This is a genomic window from Paenibacillus sp. WC2504, assembly GCF_052682475.1.
Map to the genome: position 1 here is coordinate 5,986,197 of NZ_JBQZFH010000001.1, position 12,801 is coordinate 5,998,997.

Here is a 12,801-nt window from a genome sequence, read left to right on the forward strand (position 1 = left end):
TCTCCTTTAATGTGGTTTATATATTGGTTTTAAGGAAATGATCGTTCCAAATCGAAACAAAAAAAATTATCGTAAAAAATAAAGTGACGTCTCTAAAATGGTATCCAATGTTTTTCGATCTGCAGCCGCTGAGGTGATGGTTATTCCATTCGTAACGTTTACAAGGTATTGAGAAAGATCACGTAAATTGGGATTACCTTTTATTTCGCCATTGGTAATTCCGCGTGTAAGCAATTGAAAGAAAGCTCTTTCTCTTAAGTTATTGTTCGTACTAACTCTTGCTCGAACTTCCGGATGCTCACTCATCTCCAAGGATGCATAGATTAGTAAGCACGTTCTAACACTATTATGTTCAAACAATTTATTGAAAAACCTAAATAACACTTCTTTACAAGTGCCCTGTTCATATAAGATGGAAGTAATATCACTCGTTTTCTCCCCATAGCGATCCAGTGCCACTAAATACAAGTCTTCCTTACTTCGGAATGTCTGGTAGATGCTGCTCCGGTTTAGAGACAACGCACTGACCAAATCCTGCATGGATGTTCCCTGGTAACCTTTTTCACGAAAAACATCAATTGCCTTATCGATTGTCTCTTCTATCTGAAATGTTTTTAGTCTGGACATTATTCATCATCCCCTGTTACGTATGCTATCTCAATTTAGACGCAATGTCAATATTTTCGGAAACGATCATTCCAATTCATACGTGCTTTGTTATGTTGATCGATTAGAAGCTTTTTCATTCATCGATCATCGGATGAGGCGGACATACAGATGATGAAAATGGAGTGCAGAATCCGTCAATATTACCCGGCCGCCGTCGCAGCGCAGCAACTATTTAGGACCATAGTCTTTCAGATCAACAATATGTACGACCCATCTGGGGTTCAAACCGTTGCGCAAAACTGCCCGTTAGTTCCACAAAAGGCAGCCGATCGTTCTGGTGAACTGCACTCCATTTGTTAGACACGACTAACAATGGAGGCGCTCCGCAATTAGCCTGGTCATTCTCTTAACGTTAGAAGCAATGGTACTCATCAAGGAGTGAATCCAAGTTCGATCCACTCCCCGATACCGGCTGCGCCGTAAACCATGATTTCTTACTTTATCCGCATGCCTGCGTTCAATGAGCCAACGATTTTTACTTGCTTCCTTGTACTCATCTGTCTTATAATGCTCTCGCCCTTTTTCAAGTTCATGGAAATATTCGCTGATATATATCTCAAAGTTTTACTAGTCGTACATTGACTCCGAAGAGGGCATTCGGCACATTGCGATTTAGTAAATGCAAAGTCATACTGGTCGCCCCTGTTTTTCCTTGTACCGTGTAGAAGTTTTGCCGCTGGGCAAGTTACTACCATTTTTTCACGGTCAAACTTAAAATTTTCTGGGCTGAAAATTTTTAATGGATTTGAGCTTTTCATAACACTTAACATGGGAAAAACTGAGAAACAAAGCGTAGGCAAACTTTGTTTTTTGCTATATTTAAGAAAACCAAAAGCCTCCATAAAGGAGGCGAGAGGAATCTTTTATTTCCGCAAGCATAATGGTCGGTGATCTGAACCTTAAATGATGCCGATCTTATCTGATGTGAAGGCTAATTCCAAATTTTTCTCTTGCTTCATTTTCTCTTTTCTTAGTTTTTTTGAATTATGTTATGGGGTAAATGTTATAATGTTTATATCACGATTATTTGCTGTAGCTGAAGTAACGTTGGTAGCTATTGTAACAATGACTCTAACAGTATACGTCGAGGTAGTAGTAGCAGGCGCAACATCTACCTGAGTACTAGCTAATGGAAATCTATGAGTCCCTGCACTTGTTTGATTTGCATTAAAAATCCTAGTATCAATTAATGTTGCATCTCGATATAATCGCATTTCAAAACGAAATGACCAGTTCGCAGTAGTAATTGCCTCAATTGATAAAGCATAATCAATTTTAAGTTGCTGGTTAACCAAAACACCTTGTGTAACACTTACAACTATTACTTCTGTGTTTAACGGTGGAAAAACATTTATTGATCCAACGTTTTCAGCAAAAGCTAAAGTCGGTGAAATACCAGTTGGACCCGTTGCACCTTTAGCCCCAGTTGCTCCTGTTGCTCCGGTTGCACCCGTGGCCCCTGTAACCCCAGTTGCTCCGGTTGCACCCGTTGCTCCAGTTCCCCCAGTTACACCCGTTGCCCCTGTAGCTCCAGTTCCCCCAGTTACACCCGTTGCCCCTGTAGCCCCAGTTGCACCCGTTACCCCTGTTGCCCCAGTTGCTCCGGTTGGACCCGTTGCTCCTGTAGCTCCTGTAGCTCCACTTGCCCCAGTTGCACCCGTTACTCCTGTTGCCCCAGTTGCACCCGTTACCCCTGTTGCCCCAGTTGCACCCGTTACCCCTGTTGCCCCAGTTGCACCCGTTACCCCTGTTGCCCCAGTTGCACCCGTTACCCCTGTTGCCCCTGTTGCCCCAGTTGCACCCGTTACCCCTGTTGCCCCAGTTGCACCCGTTACCCCTGTTGCCCCAGTTGCTCCGGTTGGACCCGTTGCTCCTGTAGCTCCTGTAGCTCCAGTTGCCCCAGTTGGACCCGTTACTCCTGTTGCCCCTGTAGCTCCAGTTGCCCCCGTTGCCCCCGTTGCCCCTGTAGCCCCAGTTGCTCCTGTAGCCCCAGTTGCTCCCGTTGCCCCAGTTGCTCCTGTAGCCCCAGTTGCTCCTGTAGCCCCAGTTGCTCCCGTTGCCCCAGTTGCTCCTGTAGCCCCAGTTGCTCCCGTTGCTCCTGTATCTCCAGTTGCTCCTGTTGCCCCAGTTGCACCCGTTGAACCCGTTACTCCTGTTGCCCCTGTAGCTCCAGTTGCACCCGTTGGACCCGTTGCCCCTGTAGCCCCAGTTGCTCCTGTTGCACCCGTTACTCCCGTTGCACCTGTTGCACCCGTTGGACCCGTTACTCCTGTTGCCCCTGTAGCTCCAGTTGCTCCAGTTGCTCCAGTTGCTCCCGTTGGCCCTGTAGCTCCTGTTGCTCCCGTTGAACCTGTAGCCCCAGTTGCTCCTGTAGCCCCAGTTGCTCCCGTTGCCCCAGTTGCTCCCGTTGCTCCCGTTGGCCCAGTTGCTCCAGTTGCTCCAGTTGCTCCAGTTGCTCCAGTTGCACCTGTAGCTCCAGTTGCCCCCGTTGCCCCCGTTGGCCCTGTAGCTCCAGTTGCACCTGTAGCTCCAGTTTCACCTGTTGCCCCAGTTGCCCCAGTTGACCCAGTTGCCCCAGTTGACCCAGTTGCTCCTGTAGCTCCTGTAGCTCCAGTTGACCCAGTTGCACCCGTTGCACCTGTAGCTCCAGTTGGACCAGTTGACCCAGTTGCTCCCGTTACTCCTGTTGCTCCTGTAGCTCCTGTAGCTCCAGTTTCACCTGTTGCCCCAGTTGACCCAGTTGCCCCAGTTGACCCAGTTGCTCCTGTAGATCCTGTAGCTCCAGTTGGACCAGTTGACCCAGTTGCTCCCGTTACTCCTGTAGCTCCTGTAGCTCCTGTAGCTCCTGTAGCTCCTGTAGCTCCAGTTTCACCTGTTGCCCCAGTTGCCCCAGTTGCTCCCGTTACTCCTGTAGCTCCTGTAGCTCCAGTTGCTCCCGTTGGCCCAGTTGCTCCCGTTACTCCTGTTGCTCCTGTAGATCCTGTAGCTCCTGTTGCGCCTGTTGCTCCTGTTGCTCCCGTTGCACCCGTTGGCCCAGTTGCTCCAGTTGCTCCCGTTACTCCTGTAGCTCCAGTTGCTCCAGTTGCACCCGTTGGCCCAGTTGCTCCTGTAGATCCTGTAGCTCCTGTTGCTCCTGTAGATCCTGTAGCTCCTGTTGCGCCTGTTGCTCCAGTTGCTCCCGTTGGCCCAGTTGCTCCAGTTGCTCCAGTTTCACCTGTTGCTCCAGTTGGCCCTGTAGCTCCAGTTGCACCCGTTACTCCAGTTACACCAGTTGCACCCGTTGCTCCAGTTGCACCCGTTGCACCCGTTACTCCAGTTACACCAGTTGCACCCGTTGCTCCAGTTGCACCCGTTGCACCTGTAGCTCCAGTTGGACCCGTTGACCCAGTTGCTCCCGTTAATCCTGTTGCTCCTGTTGCTCCTGTTGCTCCTGTTGCTCCTGTTGCACCCGTTACTCCAGTTTCACCTGTAGCTCCGGTTGCCCCAGTTACTCCTGTAGCTCCAGTTGCCCCAGTTGCACCTGTAGCTCCAGTTGGACCCGTTGACCCAGTTGCACCCGTTACTCCTGTTGCTCCTGTAGATCCTGTTGCGCCTGTTGGTCCAGTTTCACCTGTAGCTCCAGTTGCCCCAACTGCTCCTGTTGCACCCGTTGCTCCAGTTACACCAGTTGCTCCCGTTGGACCCGTTGCCCCTGTAGCTCCAGTTGCCCCAGTTTCACCTGTAGCTCCTGTTGCGCCTGTAGCTCCTGTTGCTCCTGTTGCCCCAGTTGGCCCAGTTGCTCCCGTTACTCCAGTTGCTCCTGTTGCTCCTGTTGCTCCTGTAGCTCCAGTTGCTCCAGTTTCACCTGTAGCTCCTGTTGCACCAGTTGGCCCTGTAGCTCCAGTTTCACCTGTAGCTCCAGTTGCCCCAGTTGCTCCCGTTGGCCCTGTAGCTCCAGTTTCACCTGTTGCCCCAGTTGCCCCAGTTGCCCCAGTTGCTCCTGTAGCTCCTGTAGCTCCAGTTGCACCCGTTAATCCAGTTTCACCTGTAGCTCCAGTTGCCCCAGCTGCTCCTGTTGCACCCGTTACTCCAGTTACACCAGTTGCTCCCGTTGCTCCAGTTGCCCCAGTTGCACCCGTTGACCCAGTTGCTCCCGTTAATCCTGTTGCTCCTGTAGCTCCTGTTGCGCCTGTTGCACCCGTTGCTCCAGTTTCACCTGTAGCTCCGGTTGACCCAGTTGCTCCCGTTACTCCAGTTACTCCAGTTGCTCCTGTTGCACCCGTTGCTCCAGTTTCACCTGTAGCTCCGGTTGACCCAGTTGCTCCCGTTACTCCAGTTACTCCAGTTGCTCCTGTTGCACCCGTTGCTCCAGTTTCACCTGTAGCTCCGGTTGACCCAGTTGCTCCCGTTACTCCAGTTACTCCAGTTGCTCCTGTTGCACCCGTTGGCCCAGTTGCTCCAGTTGCTCCAGTTTCACCTGTAGCTCCTGTTGCACCAGTTGGCCCTGTAGCTCCAGTTGCCCCAGTTGCACCTGTAGCTCCTGTAGCTCCTGTAGCTCCTGTAGCTCCTGTAGCTCCAGTTGCACCCGTTGGCCCAGTTGCACCCGTTAATCCAGTTTCACCTGTAGCTCCAGTTGCCCCAGCTGCTCCTGTTGCGCCCGTTACTCCAGTTACACCAGTTGCTCCCGTTGCTCCAGTTGCCCCAGTTGCACCCGTTGACCCAGTTGCTCCCGTTACTCCAGTTGCTCCTGTTGCTCCTGTTGCTCCTGTTGCTCCTGTTGCTCCTGTAGCTCCTGTAGCTCCTGTTGCACCCGTTGGCCCAGTTGCTCCAGTTGCTCCCGTTGGCCCTGTAGCTCCAGTTTCACCTGTTACCCCAGTTGCCCCAGTTGCTCCCGTTACTCCTGTAGCTCCTGTAGCTCCAGTTGCACCCGTTGGCCCAGTTGCACCCGTTACTCCTGTTTCACCTGTAGCTCCAGTTGCCCCAGCTGCTCCTGTTGCACCCGTTGCTCCAGTTACACCAGTTGCTCCCGTTGCTCCAGTTGCTCCAGTTGCCCCAGTTGCTCCAGTTGCCCCAGTTGCTCCCGTTACTCCTGTTGCTCCTGTAGCTCCAGTTGCGCCTGTTGCTCCAGTTACACCCGTTGCACCCGTTACTCCTGTTTCACCTATGGCTCCTGTTGCCCCAGCTGCTCCTATTGCACCCGTTGCACCCGTTGCTCCAGTTACACCAGTTACACCAGTTACACCAGTTGCACCCGTTGCTCCTGTAGCTCCTGTAGCTCCTGTAGCTCCTGTTGCACCCGTTGCTCCAGTTACACCAGTTGCACCCGTTACTCCAGTTTCACCTGTAGCTCCGGTTGCCCCAGTTACTCCTGTTGCTCCAGTTGCTCCAGTTGCCCCAGTTGCACCTGTAGCTCCCGTTGACCCAGTTGCTCCCGTTACTCCTGTTGCTCCTGTTGCTCCTGTTGCGCCCGTTACTCCAGTTTCACCTATGGCTCCTGTTGCCCCAGCTGCTCCTGTTGCACCCGTTGCACCCGTTGCTCCAGTTACACCAGTAGCCCCAGTTACACCAGTTACACCAGTTGCACCCGTTGGCCCAGTTGCTCCTGTTGCACCCGTTGCACCCGTTGCTCCAGTTACACCAGTAGCCCCAGTTACACCAGTTACACCAGTTGCACCCGTTGGCCCAGTTGCTCCTGTTGCACCCGTTACACCAGTTGCTCCCGTTTCACCTGTAGCTCCAGTTGCTCCCGTTGGCCCAGTTGCTCCAGTTTCACCTGTAGTTCCTGTTGCTCCCGTTGCCCCAGTTGCTCCCGTTACTCCAGTTTCACCTGTAGCTCCTGCTGCCCCTGTAGCTCCCGTTACACCAGTTGCTCCCCTTAATCCCCTTACTCCGGTTGCACCCGTTACTCCCCTTGCTCCAGTTGCACCTGTTTTCCCAGTTGCGCCGGTTGGCCCCGTTACTCCGGTCGTTCCCGTTACACCCATTGCTCCAGTTGCCCCTGTTTCCCCAGCTACTCCGGTTGCACCCATTGCTCCCATTGGGCCTTGTTCGCCCGCAGCCCCTTTAAACCCACGAGACCCGTTTAAACCTCTTGGACCTCTTTTAAAGATTGCATTCCTGATTCCCTTTTTTTTTCTTTCCCTTTTGAATTTAAATTGTGCTTTAGTGCATTTCACACCCTTACTACTTGTTTTTTTCTCCTTGTGAGACTCCGATGATTTTCTTTTTCCAGGTTCCTTTTTTTTCTTATGTTTGAATTTTGAACATTTAGGTAATTTAGATTTATGTTTTTTTCGATTTTTTATAGATTTCTTTTTCCCTTCAAAACAGAAAACAGTCAACCCCTTCTCACCTCCTTACAAACAAGATATGAGGATAAACGATGACTGGGATAGACTGGTGTCTAAATTTGAAAAGAAATATGCTTTTAAAATACATTATTTTCTTAACTTGTTATATATTATAATATTATTATAGTAATAAATGTTTAGTTTCCTTCCATCTGATTAAAGTTCTACATCCTTTTTTTAGGCATCTACTTTCCCAACGCTAAGGAGTAAATAGCCAGGAAACAAACTTTTCTCCTTAACTGATAGTCCCTCAAACCAGTCCCCAATCCATTTTTTCATAGGCTGTACATCTGGAATAAAATCAAGAAAGTCCAAACTGTTCAAAAAACCGATATCCGTTTCTTCCACTAGGGAAATTCCACTTTGATCAAATTCATCTTTTAAGGTCAATACTGGCTCTTCAACCCCATACATCCACGTACCGTTAGTTTCAGAGAAAGCTTTACCTACACGGTAAGGCAAGCATTTAGCATTGGGAACAAATACTAGAATAACCCCTCCTGGTTTCGTAACTCTTGCCATCTCCTTCAAGATCCTCACTTTCTCCTTGAAAGGGAAGTGCTCCAGCACCCCTGCATTCCAGGTTATATCAAAAAGCCCATCAGGAACATTCATGTTACGAACGTCGGATAATACAAAACTTCCTGTCGCGTTTATGTTTCGAAATGCTTCGCGGCTATTTATTAGAGCCTGCTCTGAATAATCCACTAACGTCACATCAGCGCCTTCTTTAGCAAAACGCAAAGATATTTTCCCTGTACCTGAGCCAGCCTCGATGAAACTCTTATCTTTCGCTCCTTCAACGCGCTCAACAATGGCTTCAAAAATGGTTTGACTCAAAGAGTCCCACTCGTAAGAAACATTTCCTGACCACAGTTGGTCCCACACCTCTTTTTGTTGTATATCTGACATATTTTCACCCACACTTTTCGTTAAGGGAATTTTGATAGACTCTTGAATGCTGTGTAGATTCGATAACCGCTTAATTCCGTAAGCACCATATTGATTAAATAGCCCCTCTTCATTTAAAGAGAAATCCAAATATTTATCAGCAAGTGACATCCGTTGAGCCATTGTCGCATGATAAACCCACGAATGAAGATTGCATTTAGGCTTCCAATTCATTCGGGTTCCCATATAATAATGGTAACCTAAGAGCAAGCTATCGTCTTCGTAGCCCTGTTTGCCTTTTAAAAACTTAGTATCGTATCCCCCAATTTCTTGTAATACCTTCACTTTATGAACAACCGGATGAACAAACCCTTCATAAATTTCATCTCGTGCCAAACCCTCCAATAATAAACACCAATCCGATGAATGTGCAGGAACTTCTATACGGCCTCCAATTGGCTGCATATCTCCAACTTTCGTCACAATTCCCGGTGAGATCATAGGCTCGTCGGAATGATCCAAATATTCTATCAACGGCAGAAACCAATTTTTTGGAAAGATCATATCCACATGGATTTCAGACAAATAATCAACGTTCGGGTAATGCTTCCAAATAAACTCAAAACAAATTTGCCTTGCATGGGCAATGCCTATATTTTCACCTTCACCTAGAATAACAGCAGGAATATCGAATGAAGATAAAATGAGTTTCCACTCGTGATCTTTCATACAACCTTGGTTAAAAATGACGACGAGTTGGTTCTTCGATCCGCGAATACTTTCTAAACAAGTTAAAGCCATATTTAAGTCTTCATCTCGGCATTCACTTCGAATCCATAAAGGTAATGTATGAATGATATCCAAATTCCCCTTGTGCTTTTCTCCTTCAACCCAAGCAACCAAATTTGGACTCACATCCAAAATGGATTCGTATTGTTTTCTAGAGCCATATGTCCCTTCAGGGTCGAGCCGCATGTATCTCTGATATTTTGCCAAACGGTACTTAAATCTAGACCATCCTAAATGTTTTACTCGAAGATCCGACAACCTATGAGGAAGTTCGAAAACATTTTCTGGGAACCTGCCACAATGCTGTGGGGTTTCTTTCCATTTGTATTCGAAATCTTTACGGTAACGCATTAAAAATGGGCGATAGGTGAAATGTGATTGCCACATTACGTCTTCCCTATAATGGATTTCATCCCATAAGTCATACAACCTAAAACAAAATACATCAACCTCCTGCTGCTGCAAAAGATGATGAACTTCTGCAGCAAACCGAAGCTCGAACATTTCGTCAGCATCCAAGTTTAATATCCAATCCGGTTCAGTTACGAGGGTTTCTAGCCATTGCTGCTTTCGTAAATCGATTTCATTATGAAACTTTGAATGTTCATTCCTTACCAGTCGAACTGGAATACCATGCAACGTTTCGAGGCAAACATCGACCGTATCATCTGTACTTCCATCATCGATGATGACAGCTGCATCTATATATTTCCGATGCTCCCGAAGCACTTCTTTTAAGAATTTATTGCTTTCGTTTTTGACAACCATGGAAAGGGTTAATTTGTTTCGCATCCTGGAACTCCCCCCAGATTCTCGGAAGAAATTCTCTACACCATCCAAATCACTTTCTCGATAGATATGGTAGGCAGGGTAATGTGTGTCCACGTATAAAGAAAATCCCAGCGCATTGGCTCGAATGCTGAAATGACGGTCCTCCCCCCAAAACGACACATTGTTAATCGGTTTAAAATTCACTTCTGAAAGAAGAGCATGGCGACTAATAAGCGTACAAGCCCCTAAACCACCCACCTCATAAACCCCAGGTACCTTCAGTTGTGATATAAATCGATCGTATCTAACCGTGATTTCCGCGTCGCTCAATACCTCACCGCGATGTTGTTCCCACTGTGTATACTCGTCTCGTAACCATACTTGAGGTTGTTGCTTAGAATCCGGTTGCCACGATGTCCAGAAGATTTCTGAAACAATATCCTTTTCAATTTGGATGAGGTGTTCCAACGTATCTGTATGAATAAGTAAATCAGAATCAATCAGGAACAAATAATCGTATTCCTCTTCAATAGCATGTTGAATGATTAGGTTTTTAAAATTGGCAACCATCCAGATCAGTAATTCGTTCCAGTGATGTGTAGTTTCACTTTGCACGTAATTATCTCGCTGGTTTGAACGGTGAATCGTCACTGCTTTAGTCGCAAACGAGAACCGCTGCAGCATCTCACTTGAGAGATCATCTACGTTATCGTCAATGAAAAAGAAACCTAATTCCACTTCTCGATGATTTAGCCGAATCAGAGAAGTTAAAAACTCGGATAATATTTTTGGCTTTTGATGGACAGGACTGCCGATGAGCACTCGTTTCAATTTCTTAAACACGCACTGTCTCCTCCTTGCCACTGAACTCTCTGCCTAATCTGGACTCTAAATATAGCTTATTTTGGATAATACGCTTATCATTTGGCCGGTAACTACGGGCAGCTTCATTCTGCTGATATGCTAACTGGTATTTGCCAATTTTGTCGTAGCATACGCACAACTGTAAGTGGGGTAGCCATGTGGAGTATACTGGGGTTACAACTCCCCAGGATTCATTAGAAAGTTCCAATTGTGTTGCTAACGTGTACCAAAAAATTGATGATTGTATGTTATTTTGATCCAAAAAGTGGTATCCTATCCGACAACAAAACTCAGCGCGTGGGGGGCCAAATTGAAACGATCTTAAACAAGAGCGAAACTCGTTCTGGTGATCTCCGAGTTTATGAAAGGCATCCGCAAGTTTTCCACAAGCTGAGATATTGTCTTCTACCCAGCCTTTTCCGGTAGTTAGAAACTTTTCATAAAAGCGAATCGACTCATCAAACCTCCGATGATCTAAAAGTTCATTTGCAAAGTAATACAAATCCCGAGGCGAAAATTGTTCACCCAGACTTAAACGATTTTCATATATTCGGAGATTTCTCTCGCTGTCGTGATGAGAACTATTGTGCGTAACAGCTATATCGCTATTTATAATCGATCCCCACACTTCCAGATACTCGTGCACGGCACCAATCCATTGGAACTGATTGCTTCTTTTTACTACTCGATTGCGTCTTAAGCTGGTCGTCACTTCACCAAATTCATCAAATGCTAGATGATAATTCATCGTAACTGAATCAATGCTTGGTTCAAGTGTCTTCTTTAAAGAAGCAAATTTAATGCGATCTTTTTCCATCAGAATGTCATCCGCATCCAACCAAAAAATATATTGCTTAGTCGCTTGATTAAAAGCATAATTACGGGCAGCTGCAAAATCATCAACCCAAACAAAATCGTATATTAAATCCGTGTATTTTTGCACAATGGATTTCGTTTGATCGGTAGATCCGGTATCTACAATAATAATTTCATCCACGATATCATAAATGGAATTTAGACATCTTTCGATGATATCCTCCTCGTTTTTAACAATCATACAAAGACTTACAGTAATCAACTGGCTCACCTCGTAATAGGTATATTCGAGAAGAAATCCCTATGTGAGCCGGTTCTGGCAATAAAATAAATATGTGAAAAGGAGCTGCCAACTGTAGCTCCTTTTTCTTTCGGTATAGGAACTGGTTCGGCCTATCCCGAGGCTCAATTACAAAACTTTATCACTATCGGAAAGGAGTCTAATATGGGCAAAAATCTTGTCAGCAATCACATCCGAAAATTACAATTCAACCATGATGAAATGACCCAACTGCAGTTGGCTGACAAGGTGGGCGTAACCAGACAAACGATTGTGGCCCTAGAAAAGGGTAACTACTCCCCATCTCTTGAATTGGCTTTTCGCATTGCTCTCGCCTTTAACTTACCATTGGAAGAGGTATTCTTTTACGGGGATAGCACACAGGTATAAGAACTAGGAATAAAGGAATATCATTACTCTTACTGACTTATGTATTTATAGTGAAAAAGGAGATAAATAAATGAGTTCAAACAAAAAAACTGCAAAAATTGTGGGAGTACTTTTTATACTTGCAGCGGTTAGTTCGATGATAGCTGCTTTTATTTTATACAAACCTATCCTAAATGATCCCGATTACCTGATTCAAGGTTCTAAACATGCCAATCAGGTGATACTGGGAGCGCTTTTGGAGTTAATACTTGTTGTTTCAGCGGTTGGTACTGCAACTACAATGTTCCCCGTTATTAAGAAAGTATAATGAAACGATAGCTCTTTGGCATCTTTGCTTTAGGTTTCTTGAAGCGGTTATCATTACTGTTGGTGTAATCAGCGTATTGTGTCTTGTGACGTTAAGTCGGGAGTTTGTAGCCACAGGAGCCTCGGAAATTGCCTCTTTCCAAGTTTCAGGCACTTTATTAAAAGCGATACATGACTGGACATTTATGCTTGGCCCTCTTTTCATGCTGGGCATCAACACGATTATGTATAGTTATATTTTTTATAAATCTAAGCTCGTACCCAGGTTTATATCCATTTTAGGTATGACAGGGGCAACTCTTGTTTTTATTTATGCCCTGTTAGTAATGTTCGGCGTAATTCAACAAGTATCTGTTTGGGGTGCTATTTTAGCGCTACCAGTAGCAGCCAACGAAATGATTCTCGCGGTATGGCTCATCTTTAATGGATTCCATGAGTCTGTACTTGCTCCTATGCCACACAAATCTGCCCGTTAGCCGTTCATGCAGCGCAAGACCAGCACTGCACCACAGAGGATGAAAATGGATAAAATCCGTCAATACTTCTACTACGGCTGGGTGAGGAAGGTCGATCAACTATGGTGCGTTAGAGCCCAACCGTTAGTCTGACTCCACCAACCACGGTGCATCACAGAATGTCGCTCCTTCGGGAAGCACTCATGGTAGATTAATCCTATTTTGGTTGTTGCACCAGCCC

At 46.4% G+C, this 12,801-nt stretch carries 7 protein-coding genes and 1 pseudogene; 3 read left to right on the plus strand and 5 right to left on the minus strand.

The features are described from left to right. Positions 1-66: 66 nt before the first annotated feature. The 5 genes and pseudogenes from ACUN27_RS26895 to ACUN27_RS26915 all read right to left on the minus strand — a co-directional run bounded on the left by ACUN27_RS26895 (position 67) and on the right by ACUN27_RS26915 (position 11,391). Entirely contained in the window at positions 67-627 is a 561-nt protein-coding gene (locus tag ACUN27_RS26895; RefSeq protein ID WP_445559846.1) for a TetR/AcrR family transcriptional regulator, read from the minus strand. A 348-nt stretch (positions 628-975) separates the two neighbouring features. Next, positions 976-1,511: pseudogene (locus tag ACUN27_RS26900) on the minus strand (transposase). A 147-nt stretch (positions 1,512-1,658) separates the two neighbouring features. Beyond that, positions 1,659-6,686, minus strand: coding sequence for a hypothetical protein (locus ACUN27_RS26905; RefSeq protein WP_445559847.1), 5,028 nt, complete (start codon positions 6,684-6,686; stop codon positions 1,659-1,661). Positions 6,687-7,175: 489 nt separating this feature from the next. Beyond that, entirely contained in the window at positions 7,176-10,292 is a 3,117-nt protein-coding gene (locus ACUN27_RS26910) for a methyltransferase domain-containing protein (RefSeq protein ID WP_445559848.1), read from the minus strand. Continuing rightward, positions 10,285-11,391: a glycosyltransferase gene (locus tag ACUN27_RS26915; RefSeq protein ID WP_445559849.1), complete on the minus strand. Its 1,107-nt coding sequence runs from the start codon at positions 11,389-11,391 to the stop codon at positions 10,285-10,287. The genes ACUN27_RS26910 and ACUN27_RS26915 overlap by 8 nt, the downstream gene beginning before the upstream one ends. A 183-nt stretch (positions 11,392-11,574) precedes the next feature. Here ACUN27_RS26915 and ACUN27_RS26920 point away from each other — a divergent pair, with 183 nt between their 5' ends. The 3 genes from ACUN27_RS26920 to ACUN27_RS26930 all read left to right on the plus strand — a co-directional run bounded on the left by ACUN27_RS26920 (position 11,575) and on the right by ACUN27_RS26930 (position 12,581). Then, positions 11,575-11,799 carry a helix-turn-helix transcriptional regulator gene (locus ACUN27_RS26920; RefSeq protein ID WP_445559850.1) on the plus strand — a complete coding sequence of 75 codons (225 nt, stop codon included), beginning with the start codon at positions 11,575-11,577 and terminating at the stop codon, positions 11,797-11,799. 70 nt (positions 11,800-11,869) lie between these two features. Next, a complete protein-coding gene (locus tag ACUN27_RS26925; protein ID WP_445559851.1) occupies positions 11,870-12,106 on the plus strand; it encodes a DUF4386 family protein in 237 nt (78 codons plus the stop codon). Further along, a complete protein-coding gene (locus ACUN27_RS26930; RefSeq protein ID WP_445559852.1) occupies positions 12,063-12,581 on the plus strand; it encodes a DUF4386 domain-containing protein in 519 nt (172 codons plus the stop codon). Before ACUN27_RS26925 ends, ACUN27_RS26930 begins: the two co-directional genes overlap by 44 nt. Positions 12,582-12,801: the final 220 nt, after the last annotated feature.

Coding starts and splice junctions, on each gene's coding strand:
- ACUN27_RS26925 (WP_445559851.1), top strand. CDS start 11,870: ATGAGTTCAAACAAAAAAACTGCAAAAATTGTGGGAGTACTTTTTATA.
- ACUN27_RS26920 (WP_445559850.1), top strand. CDS start 11,575: ATGGGCAAAAATCTTGTCAGCAATCACATCCGAAAATTACAATTCAAC.
- ACUN27_RS26895 (WP_445559846.1), bottom strand. CDS start 627: ATGTCCAGACTAAAAACATTTCAGATAGAAGAGACAATCGATAAGGCA.
- ACUN27_RS26905 (WP_445559847.1), bottom strand. CDS start 6,686: ATGGGAGCAATGGGTGCAACCGGAGTAGCTGGGGAAACAGGGGCAACT.